The 25,434-nt window shown below is 61.0% G+C and carries 25 protein-coding genes and 2 pseudogenes; 13 read left to right on the forward strand and 14 right to left on the reverse strand.

Translation table 11 applies throughout. The features are described 5' to 3' along the window. Nucleotides 1–91 precede the first annotated feature (91 nt). From EKE94_RS14070 to EKE94_RS14085, 4 genes are all read right to left on the reverse strand, one after another. A complete protein-coding gene (locus EKE94_RS14070) occupies nt 92–2,266 on the reverse strand; it encodes a KAP family P-loop NTPase fold protein (protein WP_127907280.1) in 2,175 nt (724 codons plus the stop codon). Between the two features lie 73 nt (nt 2,267–2,339). Next, nucleotides 2,340–3,650: a hypothetical protein gene (locus EKE94_RS14075; protein WP_127907281.1), complete on the reverse strand. Its 1,311-nt coding sequence runs from the start codon at nt 3,648–3,650 to the stop codon at nt 2,340–2,342. 385 nt (nt 3,651–4,035) lie between these two features. Next, a complete protein-coding gene (locus tag EKE94_RS14080; RefSeq protein WP_127907282.1) occupies nt 4,036–4,623 on the reverse strand; it encodes a tyrosine-type recombinase/integrase in 588 nt (195 codons plus the stop codon). Between the two features lie 224 nt (nt 4,624–4,847). After that, nucleotides 4,848–5,099, reverse strand: coding sequence for a FitA-like ribbon-helix-helix domain-containing protein (locus EKE94_RS14085; protein WP_407940919.1), 252 nt, complete (start codon nt 5,097–5,099; stop codon nt 4,848–4,850). 327 nt (nt 5,100–5,426) lie between these two features. Between EKE94_RS14085 and EKE94_RS14090 the strand changes: the two genes are divergently transcribed. The 4 genes and pseudogenes from EKE94_RS14090 to EKE94_RS14100 form a co-directional block, all read left to right on the forward strand. After that, nucleotides 5,427–6,035 (forward strand): class I SAM-dependent methyltransferase, encoded by a 609-nt coding sequence (locus EKE94_RS14090; RefSeq protein ID WP_164870955.1) that lies wholly within the window; start codon nt 5,427–5,429, stop codon nt 6,033–6,035. A 262-nt stretch (nt 6,036–6,297) separates the two neighbouring features. Next, nucleotides 6,298–6,822 (forward strand): TetR/AcrR family transcriptional regulator, encoded by a 525-nt coding sequence (locus EKE94_RS14095; protein ID WP_127907284.1) that lies wholly within the window; start codon nt 6,298–6,300, stop codon nt 6,820–6,822. After that, complete coding sequence (locus tag EKE94_RS18955) at nt 6,819–6,962, forward strand: hypothetical protein (RefSeq protein ID WP_235856039.1); 144 nt, start codon at nt 6,819–6,821, stop codon at nt 6,960–6,962. The genes EKE94_RS14095 and EKE94_RS18955 overlap by 4 nt, the downstream gene beginning before the upstream one ends. An 18-nt stretch (nt 6,963–6,980) precedes the next feature. Further along, nucleotides 6,981–7,952: pseudogene (locus tag EKE94_RS14100) on the forward strand (MFS transporter); the annotation flags it as partial. A 296-nt stretch (nt 7,953–8,248) separates the two neighbouring features. On the opposite strand, the gene EKE94_RS14105 reads toward EKE94_RS14100, so the two are convergent. Further along, the gene (locus EKE94_RS14105; RefSeq protein WP_328590500.1) at nt 8,249–9,124 is read right to left on the reverse strand and encodes an aldo/keto reductase family oxidoreductase; all 876 of its coding nucleotides are present in this window, start codon (nt 9,122–9,124) and stop codon (nt 8,249–8,251) included. 93 nt (nt 9,125–9,217) lie between these two features. On the opposite strand from EKE94_RS14105, the gene EKE94_RS14110 reads away from it, so the two are divergent. The 4 genes from EKE94_RS14110 to EKE94_RS14125 all read left to right on the forward strand — a co-directional run bounded on the left by EKE94_RS14110 (nt 9,218) and on the right by EKE94_RS14125 (nt 12,413). After that, the gene (locus tag EKE94_RS14110) at nt 9,218–10,162 is read left to right on the forward strand and encodes a LysR family transcriptional regulator (protein WP_127907285.1); all 945 of its coding nucleotides are present in this window, start codon (nt 9,218–9,220) and stop codon (nt 10,160–10,162) included. 291 nt (nt 10,163–10,453) lie between these two features. Beyond that, entirely contained in the window at nt 10,454–11,065 is a 612-nt protein-coding gene (locus EKE94_RS14115; protein WP_127907286.1) for a TetR/AcrR family transcriptional regulator, read from the forward strand. After that, complete coding sequence (locus tag EKE94_RS14120) at nt 11,065–11,499, forward strand: DMT family transporter (protein ID WP_127907287.1); 435 nt, start codon at nt 11,065–11,067, stop codon at nt 11,497–11,499. The genes EKE94_RS14115 and EKE94_RS14120 overlap by 1 nt, the downstream gene beginning before the upstream one ends. An 8-nt stretch (nt 11,500–11,507) precedes the next feature. Further along, the gene (locus EKE94_RS14125) at nt 11,508–12,413 is read left to right on the forward strand and encodes an alpha/beta fold hydrolase (protein ID WP_127907288.1); all 906 of its coding nucleotides are present in this window, start codon (nt 11,508–11,510) and stop codon (nt 12,411–12,413) included. A 15-nt stretch (nt 12,414–12,428) separates the two neighbouring features. On the opposite strand, the gene EKE94_RS14130 is transcribed toward EKE94_RS14125, so the two are convergent. Then, nucleotides 12,429–13,070, reverse strand: coding sequence for an O-methyltransferase (locus EKE94_RS14130; protein ID WP_127907289.1), 642 nt, complete (start codon nt 13,068–13,070; stop codon nt 12,429–12,431). Next, nucleotides 13,016–13,909, reverse strand: coding sequence for an NmrA family NAD(P)-binding protein (locus tag EKE94_RS14135; protein ID WP_127907290.1), 894 nt, complete (start codon nt 13,907–13,909; stop codon nt 13,016–13,018). The genes EKE94_RS14130 and EKE94_RS14135 overlap by 55 nt, the downstream gene beginning before the upstream one ends. Nucleotides 13,910–14,005: 96 nt before the next feature. Between EKE94_RS14135 and EKE94_RS14140 the strand changes: the two genes are divergently transcribed. Then, a complete protein-coding gene (locus EKE94_RS14140) occupies nt 14,006–14,926 on the forward strand; it encodes an AraC family transcriptional regulator (RefSeq protein WP_127907291.1) in 921 nt (306 codons plus the stop codon). Nucleotides 14,927–15,154: 228 nt separating this feature from the next. Here the strand turns inward: EKE94_RS14140 and EKE94_RS14145 are convergent, their stop codons facing one another. Continuing rightward, complete coding sequence (locus tag EKE94_RS14145) at nt 15,155–16,381, reverse strand: serine hydrolase domain-containing protein (RefSeq protein WP_206615083.1); 1,227 nt, start codon at nt 16,379–16,381, stop codon at nt 15,155–15,157. Nucleotides 16,382–16,567: 186 nt separating this feature from the next. Between EKE94_RS14145 and EKE94_RS14150 the strand changes: the two genes are divergently transcribed. Further along, the gene (locus tag EKE94_RS14150) at nt 16,568–17,470 is read left to right on the forward strand and encodes a LysR family transcriptional regulator (protein WP_127907292.1); all 903 of its coding nucleotides are present in this window, start codon (nt 16,568–16,570) and stop codon (nt 17,468–17,470) included. Nucleotides 17,471–17,586: 116 nt separating this feature from the next. Here EKE94_RS14150 and EKE94_RS14155 read toward each other — a convergent pair whose 3' ends face one another. Then, nucleotides 17,587–19,137, reverse strand: a complete 1,551-nt coding sequence (locus EKE94_RS14155) for an NAD(P)H-binding protein (RefSeq protein WP_127907293.1) — start codon at nt 19,135–19,137, stop codon at nt 17,587–17,589. Between the two features lie 346 nt (nt 19,138–19,483). Between EKE94_RS14155 and EKE94_RS14160 the strand changes: the two genes are divergently transcribed. Then, a complete protein-coding gene (locus EKE94_RS14160) occupies nt 19,484–20,110 on the forward strand; it encodes a LysE family translocator (protein WP_127907294.1) in 627 nt (208 codons plus the stop codon). Nucleotides 20,111–20,321: 211 nt separating this feature from the next. Here EKE94_RS14160 and EKE94_RS14165 read toward each other — a convergent pair whose 3' ends face one another. The 3 genes from EKE94_RS14165 to EKE94_RS14175 are packed head-to-tail and all read right to left on the reverse strand — an operon-like array spanning nt 20,322 to nt 22,658. Next, complete coding sequence (locus EKE94_RS14165; RefSeq protein WP_206615084.1) at nt 20,322–21,053, reverse strand: pirin family protein; 732 nt, start codon at nt 21,051–21,053, stop codon at nt 20,322–20,324. 8 nt (nt 21,054–21,061) lie between these two features. After that, nucleotides 21,062–22,144 (reverse strand): alkene reductase, encoded by a 1,083-nt coding sequence (locus EKE94_RS14170; protein WP_127907296.1) that lies wholly within the window; start codon nt 22,142–22,144, stop codon nt 21,062–21,064. 40 nt (nt 22,145–22,184) lie between these two features. Continuing rightward, nucleotides 22,185–22,658, reverse strand: coding sequence for an SRPBCC family protein (locus EKE94_RS14175; RefSeq protein ID WP_127907297.1), 474 nt, complete (start codon nt 22,656–22,658; stop codon nt 22,185–22,187). A gap of 231 nt (nt 22,659–22,889) precedes the next feature. Here EKE94_RS14175 and EKE94_RS14180 point away from each other — a divergent pair, with 231 nt between their 5' ends. Continuing rightward, nucleotides 22,890–23,780, forward strand: coding sequence for a LysR family transcriptional regulator (locus EKE94_RS14180; protein WP_127907298.1), 891 nt, complete (start codon nt 22,890–22,892; stop codon nt 23,778–23,780). 74 nt (nt 23,781–23,854) lie between these two features. Here EKE94_RS14180 and EKE94_RS14185 read toward each other — a convergent pair whose 3' ends face one another. Beyond that, entirely contained in the window at nt 23,855–24,262 is a 408-nt protein-coding gene (locus EKE94_RS14185; RefSeq protein WP_127907299.1) for a DUF2000 family protein, read from the reverse strand. 66 nt (nt 24,263–24,328) lie between these two features. On the opposite strand from EKE94_RS14185, the gene EKE94_RS14190 reads away from it, so the two are divergent. After that, nucleotides 24,329–24,865 (forward strand): Lrp/AsnC family transcriptional regulator, encoded by a 537-nt coding sequence (locus EKE94_RS14190; RefSeq protein ID WP_127907300.1) that lies wholly within the window; start codon nt 24,329–24,331, stop codon nt 24,863–24,865. A 385-nt stretch (nt 24,866–25,250) separates the two neighbouring features. Here the strand turns inward: EKE94_RS14190 and EKE94_RS14195 are convergent. Continuing rightward, a pseudogene (locus EKE94_RS14195) lies at nt 25,251–25,340 on the reverse strand (ATP-binding protein); the annotation flags it as partial. Nucleotides 25,341–25,434 lie beyond the last annotated feature (94 nt).

Here is a 25,434-nt window from a genome sequence, read left to right on the forward strand (position 1 = left end):
AGCGGCGGCCGTTGCTCGCGGCCAGAAGCCGACTTTGAATACAGTTTTTGAATGCTGCGACAGCAATTCGCATTGCTGCCATTCGGTATCGTCAATCTTCACCGGCGTCGCGTCGTTCCCATGCAACCAGAAACCGGCTGATGGTAGACTTTTGCTGCTCGTCGAGGCCATCGCTTCCAAGGGCCTCATTCAACCGCCGTCTGAACTCGTCCACATCAAGCAGTCGGTCAATTCCATCGACTTGTGCGCGGTCGTTTTCCCGTTGCACGAGATCGCCTGGTGCGCCACCGAAACCTCCCATGCCATGACTGTATGATTTCCCCAGGAAAGCTGAAGCGAGTTGGCAGAGCTTCGTGTCGTCCCCTAAAGCACGAGTTATGTAGTCCATGACCTCACCTGCCCCATAAGGCTGCAATCTGTCCCAATCATAGAGAAGGCGGGCAGGGGTTTTGGCAGAGAGGATGGTGTCACTTGCTGCGGCGGCACGAAGCAGTTCCAGTGATCGTGCTTGCAGCCGCTCAGCCGCCACATGGGTCGTTAGTGTTTCAGCTTCCGAAGAAGGTTCGCTGTCGGGATTGCTTGGATGGTAGTCTTGCCAAGCGTCATTGCTGATATCGAGGTGCCATTGCAGGGTCGCGCCCACGATTGATCTGGTAAGTATCTCCGTTCTTTCATGGAGAGTTGTCCGGTCCAAAAGGATTGATCGGAGCAGCCAATGCAACCTAAGCCTGTTGTTGCCGAATGATGCGAAACCGCGCCCCTCATCTTGTTCCAAGAATAATTCGTCGGCCATACCAAATAATGCCGACAACAGCTTCTCCCCCTGATCAAGGGAGATATTGAGTCCATGGGCAGTTAACTCATCAAGGATATAGGAGGCTTTGGTCCGGCCTTCAGCTTGAGTGATCGAAACTGCCTCCCGAACACGATCTTGAATCTCTTTGACTGTTCGAGTGTCGTCGATGAGGTAGTCGAGTTCTGCCTTTGGAATCGTCTTGGGGGAGACAGAAAATCGGAAGTAGGTGTCAAAGTGCTCGGCAGAACAAACTCGCCTTTGACGAGCCCATTCTCTAGTGCCGGAATACGACATGTTCGCGAAGACATTCTGCAACTGAGGGAACAGTCTCATGAGTGCATCCCGAAGATGCTCATGATCCTCCTCAGACTCACTGCGAAGAAGCATCGATGTGTATTGTGCAGAACGGGTCTCACGCTGATCATACCTATCGTTCTGACCAGCGTTAAGGATGGCTGATTTGTTCTGTCGTATGGCCCTATAGACCGCTGGACGGAACACTCGCAGAGTTTCAAGACTCACAAAATCTGGAAAAAAGACATCCGATTTGATCGGGGTGATCGTGATCGAAATCGTATTGGCCAACCGAAATACATCCCGTGGCGTCTTCAATTCTGGCGCCACGATGGAATGGAACAAGTTGCCAAACTCGACTGGGTCAATTTCAGGCAGATCAGCGGCCAACCCATTCAGCACCTCACCCATCATGACGTTCAGATGTGATTGATCGGGTTGTGGAAGCTCGAACCCCGCTTGGATGATCTTCTCAAGATAATGCGCACCTTCGGATGGAAACCGACGTGCAACGGCCTGCTCGGTGGCCTCGCGGTCGTAGGCCAAGAGATACATAACGTTTGGAAGCCGTCCTACCGACTTGACCAGCCGGAAAATGACCAGCGCCTCCTCTGGTGAAAGGCGATCCAAATCGTCAATAACGACGAGAAACTTCTTCCCTGCTTCACGAAGGGCATCGGCCAGGGTTGCCTGTAGGTCCTCCGCAGCTTCGCCCTGCTCTATGAAACCACCGAGGGCGTCGAGGGTTGCAGTCGTTGCTTTCTCTCCCACCGACCCTGCAAACAAGCCGACGGCCATTCCCGCCAAGCTGCTTGCGCCTGCAAGGTTGGCCCCCAACTTGCGCAGTGCCCCGGCGGCCTTCGTCTGGTCCGACAGGACGGGTGAGAGCCCAGCATAGAGTTCCTTGAAGAACCCTACAGCCAGGGCGTCTTCGGTTCGATACATCCACGCCGGAAAGTTGATCACATCAAGATCGGGTGCGTCCTTCGCAAGATAGTGCCGGACCAGATTGATAACGCTGCTCTTGCCAGAGCCCCAAGGGCCATAGATTGCCACGACGCTGCCAAGCGGGTTTTCGATACTATGAATGCAATCGCTTATGGCACTGGCGAACGGATCAAAGCCAAATCGATCACTGTCGGGGCTGGTGATTGGAATGTCGTCAAAATTACCCATCAACTACCTCGTGTAGGTTTGCCCCAAGGAAGGACCATTTGCAGAAAAACAAAGTCCATGCGCTTGTTTGTGCTCATCGTGACAAAGTCAGAAACACTTCAAAGCCCCTGTTGCTTGGATATCGTTCACCCCAAGCCCTTATCGTCGTGCCACCAATGATCATTTCATTTTCAAAGACTTCGGAGATTGGAATGAGTGAATCAATTGCGATATCTAAATTCTCGACAGATTTTTCGCACAGCAATGCACCAATGACTCTGAACTTCTGGACTGCTTCGCCGCTGTCGAAGTCATCCATGAATTTTCCAGTCAGTTTGAGCGTAGTAACGACGCCCTCTTGTCCTTCGATGTAGAAGGCAGCTTTGCTCGGAAGGACATGGCTATCAAGGTCGACATATTCTGAACTGGCCCAGTATTCATCGTAGCCCTTGTGGTAGTCGTTTGTCCTCAATCCCTTCTCTCTAAGGAACTCTCTGGCTTCAAAAGGGCTCCAGCCCTTCGTCGGGTCCACGTTTGGTGGAGCTTCTTCGTCTCTTTCGTAGTTGAGTATGTCGGTGATGATCTGGTCCACATCTGCATTGGTTTTTGCAGGGAGCGTGTGGAATTGGCGTGTTGCCCGCCGTAGAAGCCAGGGCCGCAACGGGAAGATCAGAAAGAAGCGTTTACGAGCATATTTTTTCAGTTCGTCAGACTGAAAGGCCTTTTGATCAATCTGAATACGGGCTTGTTCGACGTGCGAGCAGCAAAACAGCAGGTAGAAAACTGGGATGCTTCCGACGGTCATTAGGATCGGCAGGACAAAGTTGCGCCCCGTATCTGTTGTTAAGAACTGGTCTGGCTGTGACCAAATCGACGACACGGAGTTCCAGACCAAAACGGTTGCAAATGTTGCAAGGATTAACTCCAACAGGGCCTTTGCCTTCGCATACTCTGGTTTTGTTGCTGCAAAGGCCAGCGTGACCGCCAAGGAGAAGAGGATAGGGACCAAGACCAACTCGGTTACGAGGCTGAAACTGTAGGCAACCACGATGAACTCAAAGATGCCGCCGAGTTTTAAGCTGCCGCGAAATAGGTTGCGGAAATACTGATCATCTTCCTTCGATTGCAGTGCTCGTCCAGCAAAGACACATCCCCCCATCACGAACCACAAAACTGTAGGTGGAAGCTGGGACTTCGACCAAAATCCTAACTCTGCCAGCAGCCAGCACAGAACTGTCACGTTGAGGGCTACTATGCCGAAGAATAGTAAGAGCTTTGGAGCGATCAGTGTCTTTGCAACGCTCCAAAGACTGCTTCGGAGGTCTGCCCTGGATAGACAAAACAGGATGCCAAGGATGATCCACAGGCCAGTGGCAATTTCACGATTGTTGAAGGTTTCCTGCAACCAAGTGAGAAACTGTTCGATATTGATATCCCTTTAACTCGCAAAGTTAGGCATTCAACGGCATCGTAACTATGACCTGCATCTTGGCTCGAAGAATTTTCCACCGTGGCAAGGTGCGGACGGGGAAAGAAACAAATGCCCGCTCCCAGGACCGTCAACATAAGCTTTTCGCACGCGCAGCTAAAGACCGTTTTCCGCCCTTCGTGTCGATGAGACAGGGGCTGGCCGTGATGCCCGCCTGAATGTCCGCTTCTGCGGTGCGGCTGGGGTTGCTTCACGAGCGCAGCGAACGTCGGCTTCCCGCCCTACCCGGACCTACATCGCGAGCGCAGCGAACGACCGCTCTCCGCCCATTCTTCCTCTTCTCAGCAGCTGCAGTTTCCGGCTACCACAGATCGTTGAACCGGTGCGCAGCCGTCCGCGTGTAGTGCGCTGTGTGCCGGGGGTCACGGTGTCCGAGGTAGTCCTGAATGACTCGCAAATCGTGCCCCTTGTTCGCCAAGGCGAAACCGCAGGAATGGCGAAGCATATGTGGGTGGACGCGCTCGAGCCCGGCACGGGTACCTGCGGATCCGAGGATGTAGTTTACGGCCTGCCGCGTGAGCGGCTGCTTGCGCTCGGAGACGAAAAGCCAGGGCAGTGCATCCTCCCTGCGCGCGAGCCAGCGCTTAATAGCCCGCAGCTCTTCGCCAGCGACCGGTTGCTCAACGCTGAGCCCGTTCTTCAGTCGTGCGATCCAGATCCGCGACTGCGCAAGGTCCACGTCTCGCCGCCGAAGCGCGATCGCTTCGGAGACGCGCAGACCGTGCCGGAACATCATCAGGATCAGGAGGTGATCGCGAACTCCGTGGCGACTCTTCTTGGCGGCAGCGAGGAGCCGGTCGATATCCGGCTGACCAAGATAGTCCCGCCCACGAATGTGGGCATCGGTCGCATGGTCATCCCCACTCTTGACACTTCGCCGATTGGGCATGGTTCTGTCGCCTCTCACAAGTCTCTGCCTGGCAAGGCTTTGCCGAGATCAACTCTTTACGAAACACACCAAGTGTAAAGAGTATGCGCGTGATGGGATGTGGTTCGAGGTCGCCGACTGCAAGATCAAGCTAGGTGGCTGTCCCGAACGGGTGGTTCGCGGGCACTCACGGCTGGACCAGACCAGCATGACGTCGGTGAGCGCAATCTCTGGAGTAGCCGAGATCACTTTCGTCTCGGGGATGATCCGGTAAAGACGCTTGCTTGGCTCGCCGTATGATTTCGTTCCACCGACAGGTCATCACCCAAATAGTCGCCGTAGCGTGCGCGCATGCGATGGCCCAGGCCGCCGTCGCTTGATGCAACGACCGCCTGCAGGAGAATCGAACGCACTTCGGCTTCAAGGCTCCGTTTGTTCGCTTCAGCTTGAGCGCGAAGGCGTTCGTGAAGCTCGTCCGGCAGATTCCTTATCGTCATATTCGCCAAGGTGAACTCTGTGCTGCTGCTAGGTTTCCTGGAGGACGGCGTGGCGTCGAGAGCTTCAAGTCTGACACAGTGATAGCCTCTTGAGGAGGCCAAAACGCAGCAAGGGACCATCCTTGCTCGCAGCGTGCCCGGTGCCAAAGTCATGCATTCCATCTGGTCCGAACCTCGCTTCGGATCGGACTTTCAAGGGCAATCACTCGAATGGCTGCAGTGCGGGACGGAGCCGACATTCAGTTTTCTGACTGCACCAAAGACAGGCAAGCCTAATATTTTTATTGCCGTACCAACCTATCGAGGTGCATGGTGCGAAGTGAGATTTTGAAGGGCTATGAAGACGCGGCCAATGGCGACTTCATTGAACGAGTTGAAGCGATTTCGTCAGCCGACCTTCTCAGGCCCGTCACCAAACATATCCCCAAGCAGCCGTGCCGCATATTGGATGTTGGTTCAGGGACTGGGCGGGATGCGGCATGGCTCACTTCGCTCGCTCACACAGTTGTAGCCGCTGAGCCCGTGGATGCTCTGAGGCAGGCAGGCATGGCGAAACATCCCTCGCCGAATATCTTATGGGTAGCGGACGCCTTACCAGAACTCTCGCACACGATTTCACTTGGGCAAGCGTTCGACATCGTTCTTCTGTGTGCCGTCTGGCAACATTTGAATGATGTTGACCGTAGAACTGCGCTTTCGGTCCTGCGCTCTCTGACCGTTGATGGCGGAAAAGTCATTATGTCGATCAGACACGGGGCCGGTGCGCCAACAAGACCCGTGTTTCCCGCCAATGTAGAAAACACCGTCAGATGGGCGCAAGCGGTAGGGCTATTTGCTGTCGATGAAACAAAAACCCAATCGGTTCAGTCGCGCAATCATCAAGCAGGCGTCACATGGTCTTGGTTGGTGCTGCAGGCGAAAAGCGGCAATAGGTAATGGCTCGAGGCGGTCATGCGGCGACGCAGCGGGTCGGTCGCCTGGCAGGCAGCGGCGGCCGCCGCTTTCGGCCCATACCTGCCGTTCGCCGGTCGGTTCATCGCTGCAGGTCGGCTTCACCGAACCGAGGGTCAGCGCAATGCGCTGCATTTCGGCCGCTTGGATGACCGCAAAGCGGACAGAGCGGACCTCTGGTCCCGCCGGCTTGCAATGTAAAGCGAACGTTTTACATTGCGGTTCAAGGACGCCAAAGGAGGTTCCCATGGACATGACCAGCAAACTCACCGCCGCCGCCGAGCGGCTCTTCGACCGGCACGGCTACATGGCCACCGGCATGGACCGGCTGACGGAGGCTGCGGGGATGTCGAGCCGCACTCTCTACAAGCACGCCGGAAGCAAGGCCGCCCTCATGGCGCGCGTGCTGACCGAGCGTGACCGGCGCTTCATGGCCCGGATCGACGTGCGGACCATCGACGCCCTGTTCGCTGCTCTCGAGGACTGGGTCCGGGTGGAGGGCTGCCGGGGCTGCCTGTTCCTTCGCTCGCGAGCGGAAACGGGTGGCGATACGCCGGAGATCGCCGAGGCGGTTGCGCTGCACAAGGAAGCGTTCCACCAACGCGTCTTTGCGGTCGTCGCAATGGACCTCGGACGCGAGGACCCGGCACTCGCAGAGCAGGTTCTGGTTCTCTTCGAGGGCGCGACCCACGCGGCTGTCTATCGCGGAGCGGATGCCGTCTCAGCGGCTCGGGCGGCGGCGGCCGTCCTCCTTGAAAGGGCGCGCGCATGAGCCCGGCCCTTCGCATCGGCGCGACGGGCTTCGCCATCATCGCGGTCTGCTACGGCTTTGCCCGCTTCGCCTTCGGCCTGTTCCTGCCGCAGATCGACGGAGAACTGGGCCTCGGCTCGTCCCTCGGCGGCGTGATCTAGGGTGGCTCCTTCGCCGGCTACTGTGTCGCCATCGTCGCCTCGGCCTTAATGACCGAACGTCTTGGCGCGCGCGCTGTCGCGACAGGCGCCGCCCTCGTCGCGGCGATCGGGATGGCGGGCATCGCGCTCGCGCCATCGCCGCTGATCCTGGCCATCGCAGTGGTGGTTGCCGGATCAAGCACGGGCCTCGCCTCTCCGCCCATGGCCACCGCGGTCGCCGCTGCCGTTGACAAGAGCCGGCAGGACCTGACGAACACGGTGATCAATGCGGGCGTGAGCGCGGGTGTGGCGATGTCGGGACCGATCGCGCTTGGCCTCGCGGGACAATGGAGATTGGCCTTCGGGGCTTTCGCCGCCGTCGCGCTGGTGCTGGCCGTCGCGTCCGCGAGCTCGCTTCCTGCCGCCTCGGGCAGCGGTCGTGCAGGTGGCCTTCCCCCGATGACGGGACCGGTCCTGCGGCTAATCTCCGCCTCCTTCCTGATGGGCGCCGCGAGCACCGCGCTATGGTCCTTCGGGGGCCAGCTCGTCTCGCGCCAGATGGGCTGGGCGCCGGGCGGAACCGGCCTTCTCTGGACCTGCATCGGCACCGGAGGACTGGCCGGAGCCTGGGCCGGCACGCTCGTCGGCCGGTTGGGTCTCGACCGCGTTCACCGGGCCTTCCTCGGCCTGTTGGCAGCCAACATCCTGTCGGTGGGCTTCGGCCTCGGCCCGATCCCCACGCTCCTCGGAGGCGCCGTTTTCGGTGCGGCCTACGTGATGCTCACGGGGGTCTACCTCATCTGGGGCACTCACGCCCTACCGGACCGGCCTGCAACCGGCCTCATGGTCGGCTTCCTGACCATTGCCGTGGGCCAGACCGTCGGCGCTCCTCTCTTCGGACTTCTCTTGGCGGGGCCGGGCATCGCGTCTGCCGTCATAGGTTTCGCCGCCGTCGCGCTGATCGCCGGGGCCTTCCGGTCAGGGTCGGCGGTCGATGGCGCAATTGCTTAGCCTCGGCGCGAGCGGAACTTCCTCGAATCGTCTTGGAAGGGCTCGGAGCGGTCATGCGGGAACCCAGCAGAGCGCGCGCAATCTCTCCTTGGAGTACGCGGCTCCCGGACCAAAGCCAACCTGCTGCCTTCGATCAGAATACTGCAGCGCAATCCATCGAAGCTGCCGTTCGCCGTGTTTTGCAAACCCGGACGGGGTCAGAAGCTCTGCTGGGCGGGACGAAGCGGACGCGCTACGTCTCATACCCACGCCCCCTTTCATCTAGGCGAGTATGCATGGGACCGCGTCAATCACTCTTACTTAGATCGGATTGCATCAAGTTGCGCGCATGCGTTTTCTGGCAGGTCCAGCGAGGCTGCGGCGAGGTTTTCCTTAAGGTGGGCGACCGAAGACGTGCCAGGTATCAGCAAGATATTCGGCGACCGCTGCAGGAGCCACGCGAGCGCGACCTGCAGAGGGCTCGCGCCGAGTTCTTTCGCAACACCGGACAACGCATTCGACTGCAGCGGAGAAAAACCGCCGAGCGGGAAGAACGGCACATAGGCGATCCCATCGGCCGCCAGCTCGTCGATCATCGAATCGTCGTGCCGGTGGGCTAGGTTGTAGAGGTTCTGGACGCAGACGATATCAGTAATGGTGCGCCCTTCGGCGACCTGCGCAGGTGTGACGTTGCTCAGCCCGATATGCCGAACGCGCCCATCCCGTTGCATTCTGGTCAGCGCATTCAGAGGTTTCTCGATCGACCCCTCTGTCGGTCCCTCTCCGAACATGATCCGCAGGTTGACGACGTCGATAGTGTCGCGTCCGAGATTGGCGAGGTTTTCGTCCACGGCCCTCTCCAATTCGTCGGTCGACATCGCTGGGTTCCATGATGCGTCATCGCCGCGCACAGCGCCGATCTTTGTCACAATCGTCAAATCATCCGGATAGGGAGCCAGCGCCTCGCGGATGATCCGGTTGGTGACGTGCGGCCCGTAGAAATCGCTGGTGTCGATGTGATTTACGCCCCGGTTGATGGCTTCCCGTAGCACGGCGACAGCCGCATCGTGATCCTTCGGCGGGCCGAAGACATGGGGGCCAGCAAGCTGCATCGCCCCGTATCCCATCCTGTTCAGAGTAATGCCGGTTCCAGAAAGGGTGAAGGTCCCGCCAAGTTCAGTGCTTTTCATCATCAGATTGCTCCTCTTGCTACCGGCAAACTAGACACCCCACCTCTGTTCGATAAGGTCGGTGAAAGCGAATGGCCTGCACGGGAAAGGCGAACAATGGATCAAGTTCGGGATCTGCGGCTCTTCCTCGCCGCCGCACGTCATGGCGGCTTTCGCGGTGCAGCACGGGTCACGTCCGTCCCGGCTTCAACGGTTAGCGAAGCGGTGCGGCGACTGGAAGACCAACTCGGAACACGCCTGATGAACAGGACGACCCGCAGCGTAGCCCTGACCGTGGCCGGCACAGAACTGGTGAACCGAATCGCTCCCGTGCTCGCCAGTCTAGACAGCGCGATGGAGACGGTCGCAGGTTTCGGAAAGGGCCTGAAAGGAACCCTACGACTGAATGTGCCTGGCGCTGTAACCCGCACGATCCTGCCGCCAATCGCAGCAGATTTCTTACGCGCTTATCCGGAGGTAAGTCTCGACATCACCGTCGATGACGGGCTTGTCGACATTCTGTCCATGGGGGCCGATGCGGGCATCCGCTACGGTGAGACGCTAGCGCAGGATGCGATCAGCGTTCCGATCGGACCGCGCCGCCAGCGGATGGCCGCTGCCGCCTCTACCGAATATCTGGCCAAGCACGGCACACCACGTCATCCGCGTGATCTGCTGGCCCATGCTTGCCTTCGCACACGGTTCCCGGGCGGGGCATTGACCGAGTGGGCGTTCGAAAACGACGGTGAGGAACTGACAGTCAACCCGACCGGCCCACTCACAATCAGTACGCAGGCTTCTGAATTTGCCATCGACACAGCGATCAACGGCCACGGCATCGTCGCGACTTTCGAAGATTGGTTGCGCCCGGCCATGGACGATGGTCGCCTGATAAAGGTGCTTGAAGACTGGTGGCCCAGCTTCGAGGGACCATTCCTATATTATTCAAGCCGCCGGCACATGCCTCCGCCTCTCCGGGCCTTCGTGGATTTTATCAAGGCGCGTCCGCGCGAGACGACGCCCTTGCAAGTCACAAAGACTCGATCACCCGAGTCCTCATGAGCAAGGATAAGGGCGCTTGCAGTAAAGCCCACAGGCGGCCGGATATGAAGATCGCGACATTGGCGGAAAGGGCTTACCCGACATTCGAAGCGGCCTAGTCGAACGACTGGACCCCGAACGAAGCTGCAAATCGGTTCCGATTATGGATCGAGGGCTCACTCCGCCGTGGGGATCCCGCCCCTTGCCAGATGACGAAGACAAGTTGGGTTCTGGCCGAAGGGTTTCTTCGATTGACGGAGATTGACTGAGCTGCCATTTAGGAAATGAATGATTCCTAAATAGGAGGATGCCGTGGATCCCGATTCAGCAGCGCGCCCACGAGGCAGACCTCGCACCTTCGACGAAAACAGCTTCCTCGATGCATCGATCACTTTGTTCAGTCGCGCAGGCTTTGCCGGGGTCAGTATGTCCGACCTTACGAAGGCGTCCGGGCTGACAACGGGAAGCATTTACAAGGCGTACAAGGACAAGGAGGGGGTCTTTGCCAATGCGCTGACGCGCTATATCGCGTTGCGCGAAGCAGAAATTGAAGCAAGGCTGAGCTGCTTGCCAGATGCTCGGGCAAAGGTTGCCAACCTTCTGCGACTCTTTGCAGACCTGAGCCGAGGCCGCGATGGACGTCTTGGCTGCATGGTCGTTTCAGGTGTGGCGGATCTTGGCCTTGTAGGCGATGCGGCCACGATCCTGCACGATCAGCTGGCCTCGCGACTGGACCGGCTGGAGCGACTGCTCAACGAGGGTCACGCCGACGGCTCGATTTCCCGAGAGGTCGACCCTGCCACCACGGCCGCGCTACTGCTCGCTCTGCAACAGGGCATGCGCGTTCTCGGCAAGGTCGAGCTGCTGGACGTGGACCGCGAAGCCCTTGTCACAGGCGCCCTTCGTCTGCTGGAGCAGGCATAGTGCCGTTTCTCATTCTCTCGGCCCTACTCGCAGGTGCCATGCTCCCGTTGCAGGGTGCATTCAATGCCAGGCTGGGGCGCGCCCTGGGATCGGCCTTCTGGGCGGCCGGCGTCTCGGCGTTCCTCTCCGCCATTCTCCTGTTCGCGGTCGGCATGTACCTGACACGCGGGCTGCCCAGGCCGGCCGGGCTCTCCGATCTGCCGCTCTGGGCGTGGGCGGGTGGGATCTGTGGGGTCATTACCCTGGCTGGGATCGCCTTAGTCACACCCCGCCTTGGCGCTGCCGGCATGGTCGCACTGGTGATCACCGGTCAGGTTTTGTTCTCGCTTCTGCTCGACCGCCTCGGACTGTTCGACCTCCCGCAACATCCATTCACCTTTCAACGCTTCTTGGCCGCCGGCATGCTGCTTGGTGGCGCGATCCTCATTCGATAGGACCTGCCATGACATCAACACGACGTCCCCCCGCTCCCGAGGGTTTCGCGCATCACTTCAAACGGGTCGACGGGCTGCGCTTTCACTACATCGAGGGGGGCCGCGCGGATGCCCCCGCGCTGGTTCTGCTGGCGGGCTACCCTCAGAGCAGCTTTGCCTGGCATGATGTCATGACGGATCTGCGTGACAGATATCGCGTGTTGGCAATTGATCTGCCGGGACAAGGCGACAGCGACAAGCCACTGGATGGCTATGATACGCAAACCGTCGCAGAACGCCTGCACGGCTTGGTCCAGAAGCTCGATATTGAGCCCTATTTCCTGGCGGCACACGACGTGGGCGCTTGGGTCGCCTTTCCCTATACGCATCTGTTCGAGGACGAGATACGGGCGCTGGTCCTGATGGATGCCGGTATCCCCGGCGTGACCTTGCCGGAACATCTGCCCTCGGATTCCGATAGATCATGGAAGACTTGGCATTTCCCCTTTCATGCCGTGCCAGACTTGCCCGAGATCTTGCTGGAGGGGCGTGAACGCCCCTATCTCGAATGGTTCTTCCGGGAGAAAGCGGCGCATCCCGGTGCCTTGGGCGAAGCGGCTCTTACGGAATACCTGCGGATCTTCACGGCGCCCGGAGCGCTTCGCGCCGGGCTCGCCTTCTATCGCGCGGGGGGAAGATCGGCCGCACAGAACAAGCGGCTGGCTCAGGCGCGCCGCCTTTCGCTTCCGGTTCTTGGTCTTGGCGCGGATCATGGGTCGATCCCCGATCTTGCCGGCGCGCTCGCCCCGTTCTGTGAAGATATCCATTCGGATGTCATCGCGAATTGCGGCCATTTCCAGGCCGAGGAGCAACCACAAGCGGTCGCCGTCGCTCTTCTGCGTTTCTTTGGCGAAGCGGCTGAGGCATCTAGCTAGGCATTGTAGATAGGTTCACTTCGCGTGCAGCTTGCGGAACACCTCGGTCCTACCTCCTTCAAAAGCATCAATCTTTCTCCATCTTCCGGTCCCGGCGTGCTCCGCCGCCAGCAGAGTTCGGACCGATACGCGCGAGAGGTGCAGGTTGCCGCAGACCAGGACGCCTCCTACGCGAACCAGTTCAGCCAATGGCAGCAAGATATCGCGCTTCGGTTCGAGACCATCGAAGAATGCGGCATCGTAACTACCCTCGAGAGCGGACATGACCTTAACGAAGTCGCCCCTATGGACCTCGATGCGAGCGTCGAATCCGGCAGCACGAATGTTCTCGCGCGCCAGCACAACATGCTCCGGGTCGCGTTCGATCGTGTCCACCCTGATCGAGGGCCCTGCCGACGCAAGGCAGCACGCCGTGAAGCCTAGAGCCGTCCCCAGCTCAAGGACCCGCCCCGGTGCATGGGCGGTGACAAGCTCGACCAAGGCGGCACCTTCCTCGAACGCATATGCGTCGCATCCGTGTTGTGCTTGATGCCGGCGTGTTGCGTCTTGAATATCCGCGAAGGGGCGCCGGTCAGCGCTACGCTTGCTCCTACGTACATGCATCAAGGTCGTCCTTCCGCCGCAACAATCGCGGGCTCGAGGACGATCCGGCACCATTCGCGAAAGGTAGTCGGGGTCTCGGCAGCGAAGGCCCGGGGGGCCATGTGATCCAGGCCGGCGTTCTTTGCTGTCAGCATCTGGATCATCGATCGCGCCATGCCGGCGGACGCACCATTCGCGATCAGCATCCCGCGCATATCCTCCATTCCGATCTCCTGAAACGAGACGGGCTTTTGCAGAGTATCCGACATGATCTGCGCCATCTGATCGAAGGACAAATCCTCCGGTCCCGGCATCTGCAACTCTTCATGTCCCGTCCAAGTCTCGTCCAGCAGCAGCCTGGCGGCAACCGCGGCGACATCTCGCGTCGCGACGTACGGCAGTTTGAGTTCCGAGGGGGAAGGCCAGAAGAACACGCCTTTCTCGGCGATCATGTCGCGCTGGCGCAGGATGTTCTCCATGAGCGATCCGCAGCATAGCGCGCGATACGGCACACCGGTCTCGGAGATCAGATCATCTGCCTTAAGCGTCGCGGTCACGTGTCCGGCCTGTTTTGGCCAGCCTCGGCCAAGCGCCGACACACCGACGACTCTCATCGAGGGGTGGTCTTGCAATGCGCCGAGGAGAGGCCGCGCGAAGTCCACATATGCCGCTTCGGGAGAGGGAAGCGTCATATCGCCGGGCGGCAGCCAGAAAAGTGACTTGGCACCTTCCAAAGCGCGCGCGAGCGTTGCAGCATCATCATGCGCGCCCTCGACCAATTCAAATCTGCCTCGCGGACCCTTTGGCAGCTTTGACGGATCACGGGCGATGACGCGCACATGCGCGCCCGCTGCGATGAGCCATGAAACCACCTGACGACCGATGTTTCCGGTCGGCGTCGTAACAACAATCATTTCGGACTTTCCCTTATGAGACTTGGTCCGAAACTAGACTTTCAGGTATGTACGATCTATGCTGAATGGCCCAAAATAGTTTCGTGATCGTACAATATGGACCAAGATGCGCTTTCCGATGTCGTTAGACATCTGCGCCCGTCCGGAGCAATCGCCTCGGGTTTTCAGGCTGGAGGAGACTGGGCGCTTCGCTTTGACGACCAGCAGCGACGCATCAAGTGCTACGGCGTTACCCGGGGCTCCTGCCTTCTGACAATCGACGGCATGGCCACGCCGCGCCGTATCCAAAAAGGAGACTGCTTCATCCTCCCGCGCGGGCGCACGTTCGTCCTGGCCAGCGACCTGTCGCTGACGCAGACCGACGCGGCGAAAGTCTTCGCGCAAGGCGCCGACGGTTCGGTCCAGCTGAACGATGGCGAAGGCTTTTCACTGGTCGGCTGCCGCTTCGCCGTAGACGCCCCGCATCGGGAGGCGCTTCTGGAGGGCATCCCGCCGGTAATTCACCTGACGCGGACACCGGACCAGGACAGCCTGATTTCCGACATCAAGCAGATGATCCATGAGAGCCGGTCCACGCGTCCGGGCAGCCGCCTGATGGCAGACCACCTTGCCCATATGGTTCTGCTCCATGCCTTTAGAGCCGCGGTTGAGCTTCATCCAGAACAGGCGGGATGGCTGGCTGCTCTGGGCGATCCCCGCCTCGGACCTGTAGTCGCGTCGATGCACGGAGATCCGGCCCACCGTTGGACGCTTGCGGATCTGGCGCGCCTCTCCGGGATGTCGCGTTCAGCCTTCGCGGCGGCGTTCCGCGCCCGTACTGGCGCGACACCAATGGCCTATCTCGACCGGTGGCGCATGGTTCTGGCTGCTGAAAAGTTGGTCTCGGGAACCCGCGTCGCCGCGATAGCGGTGGAAACAGGCTACGCTTCCGAAAGCAGCTTCAGTGTGGCGTTCAAACGCGTCACCGGCCTTTCCCCTCGCGCCTTCGTAAAGGCGCATAAAGAGCCAGGATCTTGACGCGGTGCCGCCGATATTCACATCCGTGCGGCAGCCTCGCGTCAAGAAGCCCGCAATTCGTCGGGCGTGGCTGCCAGTCTTGTGATCAAACAGTCCGATCAGTTCGGGTGGTCGACCAGACGACCGCCCTGCGCTCCCTCGCCTTGCTCTTTTTCGATGCGGATAAGACAACCCCGCTTGATGGTAGGGGCTCGTCGTAAGCCTGCCATGATGCGAAGCGTCGGCGCTTCAGTTGCCGTAGACGGCGTTTCGGATGTCGATTGAGAACTGCCCGCTCATGCCCTCCCACGTCGTGTTTGTCATGGCGACGACAACGAGATTGTTCTCGGGGTCGATGAACCACGTGTGACCGTAAGCCCCGCTCCACGAAAACGTTCCTTCGGGTTGCGGCGTACCCGATTTTTCAGGATCGATTAGGATCGCGCCGCCGATGCCGAATCCCCATCCCGGACCATTGCTCGCTGCATCCTCACCGGCGACCGGCTGATACATCGCCATCAAGGCCTCGTCGCTAAAAAAGCTCTGCGCGGGGCGGAACGTCTCGAGCAACTCCAGGAAATCGGGGGGCGTTCCCGACATGCCCGCGCCGGCGGAGGGCCAGGCGTCCGGATCGGTGGCACGCGGCGGTTCGAAAAGGACCTTTGCAACCGTTCCGGCGAAGGGCACCCATTCGTGATCGGACATGGCGACAGGGCCATTCTCGGCGTCACGGTAGCTGACCGACAGGCGGCTTTCTTCCCAGACCGGCACGTGAAATCCGGTCGCGCTCATACCGAGCGGCCCTGTCACCAGGTCCCTCACGGCGACTTCGAGCGGCAGGTTGGTCGCGACCTCAATGACCCGGCCGATCACGTCGACGCCAAGTCCGTACCCCCAGCCCGTTCCCGGCTCGAATGTCAGCGGGGCCGTGGCAATGCGAGTGACGTTCTCTTCCAGCGTGATGCCGGTGCCGAAGGCCCCGTCCTGAACGCCGGCGTCGGTGTAGGGACCGCTGCCGAACTCGAAGCCCCGATAGCTTACGCCAGAGGTATGGCTGAGAAGCTGGCGCAGGGTGATGACGGGAGTCTCCCCATCGAAGCCGGGCCGGAAGTCCGGCAGCCAATCCGTCACCGGCGCGTCAAGGTCGAGGATGCCGTCGTCGACCAGCCGCATCGCCGCCGCGGTGACAATTGGCTTGGAGAGCGACGAGAGGCGGAAGATGGTGTCTTCGGTCATCGTGATACCGGCGGCTGTGTCAGCCATGCCGGCCGCTCGGTGGTAGACCAATTCGCCATCGTGGGAGACAAGGACAACGGCACCGACGACCCTGTTTTCGTCGATCGCGCTGTCGATCGCGCTATCCAGCAGTCGGGTCATGCTTTCATCGGCAGCTTGAGCCATCAAGCTCGCGGGCGGGGCGAGCATGACCATCATCGTCGTGGCCAGCGTCATATGTTTTACAGAAGGGCGTCTCATGAGCGTCTCCATCGGGAATGATCGGATCGGCTACTGAGTTATTGCAGTTGATTGCATACATTAATGGCTTCAAATTGGGATGTATCGTTGATCTCATGTCATGAGTGGATGTGATGTCTGCGCAGGCCGCCCCGCGATAGTGCCCTCGTCGCCAGGGCCGCCTACGCAAATCCGCAGGAAGAGCCGATGATCGAAGGACCCCATTTCGCGGAGCTGCGCGCCTTCGTTGCAGTGTACGAGACGCTGAACTTTCGGATTGCGGCGCTTCGTCTGGGGGTGACGCCCTCCGCGCTCAGCCGAACCATACGCCGGCTTGAGGAGCGTCTGGGCGTGCGCCTGTTCAACCGCACCACGCGCAGCGTCAGCCCGACCGGGGCGGATTTGATGCTGTATGACAGGCTGATCCCAGCGATGAGCGCGCTTCAGGAGGCCGTCGGCAGTGCCGTGGCCGAGCATGGCGCCCCGGTAGGCACGATCCAGATCAACCTGCCGCGGCTGGCGGCAGAGCTTTGCGTCCTGCCGCACCTGCCCGCCTTCGCAAGGGACTATCCGGGCGTGAAACTGGAGCTGGTGATCAATGACGCCCTGTCGGATGTCGTCGAAAAAGGGTTCGACGCGGGCATTCGCATCGGCGATCGGCTGGCACAGGACATGATCGCGATCCGCCTGACGCCGCCGATCCGGGCCGCTGTCGTTGGTTCGCGCGAGTACTTGGAGGAGTTCGGGACTCCGGAGGTTCCGCACGATCTTGCCCGCCACCGCTGCCTTGCCTATCGTTGGTCCGAAACTGGGCAGCTCGGCCGGTGGGCATTCGACGGCCCAGAGGGAAAGTTGGATGTGCAGGTCGACGGACCGGTCGTCCTCAATGATACGGGGCTTATCCGCAATGCGGCAATGCGGGGCCTTGGGCTGGCTTACCTCGCCGAGGAGGCGGTGGCGGTTCCGATCGCTGAAGGGCGCCTGGTGCGGGTCTTGGAAGACTGGTGCAAACCCGTGCCGGGTTTCTACCTGTATCACCCAAGCCGCCGCCAAACCCCACCCGGGCTGCGCGCCCTGATCGCAAGTCTGCGAAAGGGAATGAAAGGCTGACCCTTTGTCACCGGTCTGTGACTTCGCCCGGCCGCCACTCCGCGAAGCCCTGAAGAGTTGGGCCGACCCAGACATTCGGCCGGTTCGGCGCAGGATGTTCTTGGCTGGCGCTCACATTACCATGTCAGGAGCGGCGCCTGTCCCAGGAAGGTGTCGCTGTCGATCTGGTCGACCACGAAATCTGCGACATCGCTGCGGGCGATCGTGCCACCATGGAACTTCGACAGATCCAGCAACGCGCGCGCCGCGCCGTGGCCCGGCTTGTCGTTCAGGACCGACGGTCGGACGATCACCCAGTCAAGGCCGCTGTCGCGGATCACCGCCTCTTGCCGGTCCTTGTCCGCATAGACCTTGCGCAGCATCAGCGGCATGATGATCCGGTCGAAGACAGAGCCGCCGTGGCCGCGGCTGTTGCCCGCGCCCATGCCGGTGATCGCGACGAGGCGACGGACGCCCTGGCGTTTCATGGCGTCGACAAGGGCCTTCGTCGCCGTCGACAGAACGGTCACCTCGCGGATCGGGCTGGCCGGCGTGCCGATCGACGAGACGACGGCGTCGACACCCGCCATCGCGCGGTCGAGGGCCGCGGGATCGCGGGCATCGCCCTCCACGGTAACCGCTTCGAGGTCCCGGGCCTTTTCGGGGGATCTAACCATCGCTACAGGCTGATGGCCCAGCTCGCTCAGCCGCCGCACGATGGCCTTGCCGGTGCCGCCGGTGGCGCCGAGGACCAGCACCCGCTTGCCTGCCGCGGGGGGCGACAGCTTGTCCGCCAGGAACGCGCCGATGTGCCCGAGCGCCTCGGCCCCGGCGTCCAGCGTCGCGAAGCTGGAGGGGAAGACATGGGTCATGCCGTCCCAGACATGAACCTCGTGATCGACGCCGGCGTCCCCGGCGCGCGCCGCGAAGCTTAGCGAGTCGCTCAGCAACACCTCGGCATCACCCGTGTGGATGCGCACCGGCGGCATCGTCGACAGATCGGCGCCAAGGCCGGGCAGCCGGGCATAGGCGCGGCTGGTCTGGCCCAGATAGGCGACAGCGGCCCCTTCAAGGCTTTCGCGGGACAGAAGCGGATCGGCCTCGGCCCGGGTGGTCATGGTCTCGCCCGACAGCGTCATATCGATCCAGGGGGACAGGGCGACGACGCCGACGATCCGGCCGGCTGCCGGTGCGGTGTTCTGGACCGCCGAAAGGGCCAGGCCGCCGCCGGCCGAGTCGCCGGCGACTGCGATGCGCGTGACGTCCAGTGCGATCAGCCCGTCCAGCGCCGCGCGGACATCGTCGGGCGCGGCGGGAAACGGCCGTTCAGGCGCGAGAGCGTAATCGGGTATGAAGGCCGCGGCGCCGGCGCGTTTGGCCAGATGCCCGACGAAGTTCCGGTACGCCGCCGCCGACCCGAGGACATAGCCGCCGCCGTGCAGATAGAGGATGGCCGATCCCGGGACCGGGTTCTCGGGAGTGGCCCACCAGCCCGGCACGCCGCCAACCTCGCCCTGCTCGAAGGCGACGCCGTCTGGCTGGGGTGCCTGGCTCATGATGCCGTCGAAGACGGGACGGGTTTCGGGCGTGAGGGCCATTTTCGGCTGGCCCTCGAACACGGTGCGCATCTGCTGCATGGCTTTGGCGTCGGCTGCGGTGAGGTCGTGATTGATGATCGAGGCGGTCATTTCAGCTCTCCTTGTTCAGGTGACAGGCTGAAGTTAGCGTCTCGCCATCGCCACCAGTAGATCGCAAATCAGGACGCGACGTCTCACGTGTGGAACGAATTTCGCGGGAACACGCGCGTCAATGGGACGACATCGACCGCATGCGGTAGGCCCAACGCCTGCGCCGGGTTAATGAAAAGGGGGTGTCCACAGATCGTGTTGGTCCGCCGTGTCCGTATAGCGGTCCCTGACACGCTACATTACGATGGTCCGTTCCGAGCCCAAATGCGCCTTCATGAAAAAGCACTTTACTTGATCTGATATCTATAGCTGGCTCGAAGGAAACGAATTTGTTGAGAGAAAAATAATGGAACTTCACGTCTGGCTCGCCTTCGCGTCCGCTTCAATTGCTCTGCTGTTGATACCGGGGCCGACCGTGCTTTTGATTTTGAGTTATGCCATTAGCCAGGGCCGCCGGGTTGCACTGGCGACGGTTGCGGGGGTCGCTCTAGGCGATCTGGTTGCCATGTCCGCATCTTTGGCAGGACTGGGCGCATTGGTTCTAGCGTCTTCCAAGCTGTTTATTTTTTTGAAGTGGGTCGGGGCGATCTATCTCGTGTATCTCGGGATCAAGTTGTTTCGGAGCGCGCCAGATGCTTCCTTGGGGATGCTGGACGATGCGCCCGTAACGTCCCCTCGCAAGGTATTTGCTCATTCTGCTGCGGTCACGGCGCTCAACCCAAAGTCCATTGTTTTCTTCATTGCTTTCGTCCCGCAGTTCATCAATCCGAACACAGCTTTGGCACCGCAGTTCGGGTTGCTTGTTGCTACCTTCGTCGGCTTCGCAGCGATCAATGCACTTGCCTATGCCCTGCTTGCTGACAAGTTGCGCCAGAAGATCGTTCGTCCGTCCGTGCTGCCATTTTTGACTAGGCTGGGAGGCGGTGCGCTTGTGGGAATGGGGGTCGCAACCGCTACGATCCGCCGTTCTTGATCGCAACGTTTCAGGCGGCTTTGTCCGCAAAGCTGACCAACACGATCTGCGGACATCCCCAATGAAAAAGCCCCGGGAGCGCGGCTCACGCGCTCCCGGGGCTCCTGCCGGATCCGATGCCGAACGAACCCGCGACGGTCCCTTCGGCCCATTCATACGATGCTCGGAAGATCCGGGCCTCATCGGGAACCGCCTGAGGTCGCCCGCCCGATCACCGGGCCAGCGTGTTCCCGCTGAACATGCCGCCCCGGAACACCTGTGCAGCGCGGTCCAGGGTGAAGAGCACGAGGTCGCTGTCGCTGAGGCTTTCCACGGGCATGTCGTCCTCCAGCACGACGGCTTCGCCCGGCTCAAGCACCAAATCGCCCACCGTCGCCGTCCCGTCGAAGACATAAAGCAGCCGCGGCGCGCCGGGCCATGCGCGTTTTGGCATGTCCCTGGCCTGTCCTTGGGTCAAGCGCATGTCGTGGACCTGCGCCCGCGCCCGCACCTTCAACGGCGAATCCTGCGGGCCTGCGAGCAGGCGCCAGGCATCGATGCTGTCCCGGGTCCCGAAATCGTGGAACTGGACCATCGGCGTCAGGTCTGCCGCGTCCGGCCGCAGGAAGATCTGCAAGCCGGTCAAGGGGCCTTCGATCACCTTCTCCTCGTGCTCGAACGTGTGACCGGCATTCATCAGCATCATGCGCGTGGCCGAGACCTCCTCGGACTCTCCCACCGTATCCTTGTGCAGCACACGGCCGGTCCGCAGGTAGGTCAGGATTTCGTCGTCCCGGTGCGGGTGCATCTCGACTACGGTGCCTTCGGTGACGCGGGCGTGGTCGAGCCGCCCGAGCGCCCCGATCCCGCTGTCTCCCGACCGTTCCGACAAACCCGGATGCAGGATCTCGACGCCGAAGCCGCCGGACCCGTGGCGACGCTTCATCTCGCGGGTCAGTTTCATCAGGCCGCTCATTTGACCTCTCCCGCCGACATCACCTCCAGACGTGGATAGTCGGTATAGCCCTTTGCCCCGCCGCCATAGAACGTGGCCTTGTCGGGATCGTTGAACGGAGCGCCCGTGCGGACCCGTTCGACGAAATCGGGGTTCGCCAAGACCATCGTGGCGTAGGACTCCATATCGGCGAGGCCCGACTCCACGTCCCGCCCGATCCGGTCACGCGACCCACCCGCGCGGTTCACGATCAGCGCCCGTGACCAGCGATCGCGAATATCCGCCAGCAGGACCTCGTTCCCAAGGTGAAGCAGATGCAGATACGCTAGGCCCAGCTTGTCGAGCTCACGGACCAGATAACGATACAGCGCGTCAGACTCGGGCCCCTCGTCGATACCTCCCATCGGGGCACCGGGAGAAAGGCGGATGCCGGTGCGCTCCGGTCCGATCGCGTCGGAGACGGCGCGGGCAACCTCGATGGCGAACCGGCTACGGTTTTCAAGTGATCCGCCCCAGGCATCGTCGCGTCGGTTGGCATTCTGCGCGAGGAACTGATGCACCAGATAGCCGTTGGCGCCGTGGATCTCGACGCCGTCCGCACCGGCGGCGACAGCACGGTGCGCAGCATTGGCGAAATCGGCGATCGTCTCTTCGATGTCGACCTCGGACATTGCGCGGGGTTTGGGCATCGGCTTCATTCCCTCGAGCGTGAACATGTCCTCCCCTGACGCGATTGCGGAGGGCGCCACCGCCTGACGATGGCCGGGGGCATTGTCCGGATGCGAAATACGGCCGACATGCATCAGCTGAATGAATAGACACGCGCGTTTGGCATGCACCGCATCGGCAACCTGCTTCCAGCCGTCCACATGCGCATCGGTGTAGATCCCGGGCGTCAGGGGATACCCCTGCCCGGCATCGGACGGCTGTGTGCCCTCGGTTATCAGAAGGCCAAGACCCGCCCGCTGCGCATAGTAGTCCGCGGCCAGCTCGCCCGGTGTGCCGTCGGGCTGCGCCCGGCTGCGTGTCATCGGCGCCATGGCGAGGCGATGCGAAAGCTCGAAGCTGCCGACGGTGATGGGTGTCCAGATCGTGGTCATGGGGTCGTCCTTTCGGGTTGAGTGTTCAGGGCGGCGCGGGTCAGAGACGCCCCGCAGCGACCAGCTCGCGCGTGCGGTTCAGGGTCGACAGAAGCGCAGCCCTGTAGCCCTGGTCGCTGTCGAACTGGGCCTGCTCGGCCTGCTCTTCGGGCCCACCGGGCGCCTTGTCGCGCAGGCCGAGGTAGCAGTAGAAGCGCAGCATGAGGTCGCCGGTCTCGTCCTCGACGATCTCGTTGACGATGGCGCCCTCGCGAGGTCCGGTCGCCTGGAAGAATGTGACTTTGCGCTGTGGCTCCAGCGTGATGATCTCGCGCAGGTCGGCCCCGGCGATGGTGGCCTCGCGCACGAAATGGGACACTGTTTCCTCTGCGACCTCGCAGCGGGTGCAGACCCCGGCGGGCAGGAACTCCCGCGCATCGCGCGCCTTCAGCTCAAGTCCGGACCACACCTGATGGTGGGTTAGTTCGGGTTCGCCCTTCGGATTAACGGGCACTGTGGCGGTCGAATAGATCATGTGTCTCTTCCTCCATTTGGGGCAGACCGACGGCCTGCTCCGGGTTTGGTTCAGCCTGCGCGCCCGGCGACGTGATCGCGGCTGCTGCCGTCATCCGATCGACGTATCCGCTTTCGCGCTTGGACATGAGGGAATGTATTGATCCAGCTGCGCGCGAATAGCCGTGCGTTATGGACATTCCGTCTCACAGGTGAGACGATCTATCCTGGAAACTGACCGGGAAACTGACCGATGGACCTTCTCGCTCTCGCCGATTTCACGCTCGTCGCCCGACATGAAGGCTTCGGGCGCGCGGCCCGCGCCGCTGGACGCCCCAAGGCCACGCTCTCGCGCCGGGTGGCCGAACTTGAGGCCGCGCTGGACCTGCGCTTGTTCGAGCGGGGCGGCCGCGCGCTGAAGCTGACAGAGGAAGGCCGGGCGCTCTATGCCCGGACCAGCCGGTTGCTGCTGGAGATAGAAGAGGCGACGACGGCGATCGCTGCGGGGGGCGAGATACCCCGCGGGCGCCTTCGCGTAAGCGCGCCCCTGCTGTTTTCTCAAACCGCGATGGGCCGGATCGCCGCCGATTTCGCGCTGACCTACCCGGAGGTCCAACTCGAAGTGACGACCGAGGATAGGCCGGTCGACATGGTCGAGGAAGGCGTCGATCTGGTGATCCGGGTGAACCCGGACCCAGACGAGAGCCTTGTCGGGCGTGCCTTCCTGCATGACCGGCTCGTGGTCGTATCGCGGCCGGAGATGCTCGATGCGGATCAGGCCGGGCCGGTCCCTGCGGTTGTCCGGACCAAGGCGGAGCGCAGCGCTTGGAGGCTGAAGACACCCAACGGCCCCAGGGTACTGGACATCGACCCCGTGCTGAGCCTGTCGTCGATGATCATGCTGCGCGACGCCGTGCTTATGGGCGTCGGCGCGGGCCGTCTGCCGCTTTCGCTTGTCGGCAACGAGATTTCGAAGGGCACGCTCGTATCATGGGGCAACGTCGACGTCCCCGATATCGCTCTATGGGCGCTCTACCCGTCGCGCCGCCTGCTCAGCGCCCGGGTATCTGCCTTCCTCGAGACGCTCAGGCAAGCGTTCCCGAAAGGCACCCCCGACGAACTCGCGGCCTACGTCCAGCGCTAGGGCCGGGCGCCACACGCCCCTTCGCATACCGGAAAACCGATGCAATTCGCTTTGCCCTGCCGGTCCGCCCCTGTTCAGGGGTGCATCTTCGCGCCCTTGGTGATCTTGTCGACGACCTTCTTATCGTCACGCAGGGCCAGCCCGACGAGATTCAGGGCCTCGGTTTCGTATTGCCGGACGCTAGCACGGTTTGCGGCATCATGCCCGGTGGCGAACATGTCCTCGATATAGATCGCCATGTCGACATAGCGTGAAAGGGCGCGACCATGAATTCTTGCCAGTCCCGCCTTGTCGGCAACCAAAACAATCATCGGCTGAATGATCAAGGAGCGGTAGGATTGGCCGCTCGCATCTTCATAGCGCTCGCCCAGCAGTTCGGGCTCCGCGCCGAGAACGCCGCTGGTCAGAAAGGCGGTGACATTCAGCTTCTGCCAGTCCAGCAGGTCGTCTCGCACGATGATGGAGATCTTCGTTTCGAACATGGTGGAGCCTCATCAGTGTCGGGCATCGACGAATTTCAGCGAAAAATATTCGGCTAATCATATTGAATGGACCATAATATCTGGGATAAGCACGATCAATCGAAGGGTTTTCGGCAGGATGAACAGATGTCGGCAATCGACCGGACGGATCGGCGCATTCTGGCGCTTCTGTCGAAGAATGCTCGGATGAGTAACAAGGAACTGGCTGGCGAAGTCGGGTTGTCGCCTTCCAGCGTCCACGAGCGTACAAGGCGGCTCACTGACACCGGGCTTCTGGCTGGCGCCCACGCCCAGGTCGATCTTGATCGGCTGGGGCTGTCGCTCAGGGCGCTGCTCTTTGTTCAGATGTCGGAACATGAAAAGACAAACCTAGACCGCTTCATTCGTGAAACGCTCCGGATTCCCGAAGTCCGCGCAGCTTGGATGATAAGCGGCCGCTTCGACTCATTGGTTGAGATCGTCACACGCGACACGACGCACTTGCACCGCGTTGTTGTCGAACAATTCTCTTCTCGCGAGGAAATCCATCGTATTGAAACCTCGATCGTGTTTGACGGAGACAGGCAGTACGACCTATCGAGTACGCTCGATCTGATTCCTTAGTTTGAATTGCTCGGCCGGTTCCTCTCTAGGTGAACTCCCCGCGTACGTGTTCAAGGTTCCCAATGTCCACGACCTAGGTTGTGTTGACAAAAAGGACTCACATCAGGTTTTGGGCATGATTCAAGCTGGTGTCTGAAATTGAGATCAGCTTGGCACGAGACCTTATTTCGGACGAGGAATTGGGCTTTGTTTGAGGGGTTCATCCTCACTGTCCGTGCCCCGAACGGACGCAAATGGCAAATCTAGTGTCACACTGTCAATCGGCGCCGAACTTTGACCCCTTATCGGCGTTCAAAATTGACCCCTTTGGGAGCACGGGAAGCTGGCCTGAGGCGGCGTAGCTTTTAGGCGGCGCAGCCGGATCGGGCCAGTGATGATCCGGGGCTCAGGTTCGGGTCTTGAAGCGCCAGCTCTCGTTTCCGGTCTCGACGATGTCGCAGTGGTGGATGAGCCGGTCGAGGAGCGCGGTGGTCATCTATTGACTATGAGTCCTGAGCCTAGCAAAGCAAGCTGGGATTTGAGCGTTTCCCCGACTGCCGGAGCCGCAACCATTCGATGCTGCCGATGGG

This window comes from Mesobaculum littorinae, from assembly GCF_004011175.1.
In the GTDB taxonomy this organism is placed as follows: domain Bacteria; phylum Pseudomonadota; class Alphaproteobacteria; order Rhodobacterales; family Rhodobacteraceae; genus Tranquillimonas; species Tranquillimonas littorinae.

Excerpts from the sequence above, each read along its gene's own strand:
- EKE94_RS14155 (WP_127907293.1), bottom strand. The coding sequence starts at position 19,137 with ATGACCGCCTCGATCATCAATCACGACCTCACCGCAGCCGACGCCAAA.
- EKE94_RS14105 (WP_328590500.1), bottom strand. The coding sequence starts at position 9,124 with ATGATGAAAAGCACTGAACTTGGCGGGACCTTCACCCTTTCTGGAACC.
- EKE94_RS14175 (WP_127907297.1), bottom strand. The coding sequence starts at position 22,658 with ATGATCTATTCGACCGCCACAGTGCCCGTTAATCCGAAGGGCGAACCC.
- EKE94_RS14130 (WP_127907289.1), bottom strand. The coding sequence starts at position 13,070 with ATGGTGCCGGATCGTCCTCGAGCCCGCGATTGTTGCGGCGGAAGGACG.
- EKE94_RS14180 (WP_127907298.1), top strand. The coding sequence starts at position 22,890 with ATGGACCTTCTCGCTCTCGCCGATTTCACGCTCGTCGCCCGACATGAA.
- EKE94_RS14185 (WP_127907299.1), bottom strand. The coding sequence starts at position 24,262 with ATGTTCGAAACGAAGATCTCCATCATCGTGCGAGACGACCTGCTGGAC.
- EKE94_RS14145 (WP_206615083.1), bottom strand. The coding sequence starts at position 16,381 with ATGAGACGCCCTTCTGTAAAACATATGACGCTGGCCACGACGATGATG.
- EKE94_RS14160 (WP_127907294.1), top strand. The coding sequence starts at position 19,484 with ATGGAACTTCACGTCTGGCTCGCCTTCGCGTCCGCTTCAATTGCTCTG.
- EKE94_RS14085 (WP_407940919.1), bottom strand. The coding sequence starts at position 5,099 with ATGACGATAAGGAATCTGCCGGACGAGCTTCACGAACGCCTTCGCGCT.
- EKE94_RS14165 (WP_206615084.1), bottom strand. The coding sequence starts at position 21,053 with ATGAAACTGACCCGCGAGATGAAGCGTCGCCACGGGTCCGGCGGCTTC.
- EKE94_RS14070 (WP_127907280.1), bottom strand. The coding sequence starts at position 2,266 with ATGGGTAATTTTGACGACATTCCAATCACCAGCCCCGACAGTGATCGA.
- EKE94_RS14150 (WP_127907292.1), top strand. The coding sequence starts at position 16,568 with ATGATCGAAGGACCCCATTTCGCGGAGCTGCGCGCCTTCGTTGCAGTG.
- EKE94_RS14110 (WP_127907285.1), top strand. The coding sequence starts at position 9,218 with ATGGATCAAGTTCGGGATCTGCGGCTCTTCCTCGCCGCCGCACGTCAT.
- EKE94_RS14080 (WP_127907282.1), bottom strand. The coding sequence starts at position 4,623 with ATGCCCAATCGGCGAAGTGTCAAGAGTGGGGATGACCATGCGACCGAT.
- EKE94_RS14190 (WP_127907300.1), top strand. The coding sequence starts at position 24,329 with ATGGACCATAATATCTGGGATAAGCACGATCAATCGAAGGGTTTTCGG.
- EKE94_RS14125 (WP_127907288.1), top strand. The coding sequence starts at position 11,508 with ATGACATCAACACGACGTCCCCCCGCTCCCGAGGGTTTCGCGCATCAC.
- EKE94_RS14140 (WP_127907291.1), top strand. The coding sequence starts at position 14,006 with ATGGACCAAGATGCGCTTTCCGATGTCGTTAGACATCTGCGCCCGTCC.
- EKE94_RS18955 (WP_235856039.1), top strand. The coding sequence starts at position 6,819 with ATGAGCCCGGCCCTTCGCATCGGCGCGACGGGCTTCGCCATCATCGCG.
- EKE94_RS14135 (WP_127907290.1), bottom strand. The coding sequence starts at position 13,909 with ATGATTGTTGTTACGACGCCGACCGGAAACATCGGTCGTCAGGTGGTT.
- EKE94_RS14095 (WP_127907284.1), top strand. The coding sequence starts at position 6,298 with ATGGACATGACCAGCAAACTCACCGCCGCCGCCGAGCGGCTCTTCGAC.
- EKE94_RS14170 (WP_127907296.1), bottom strand. The coding sequence starts at position 22,144 with ATGACCACGATCTGGACACCCATCACCGTCGGCAGCTTCGAGCTTTCG.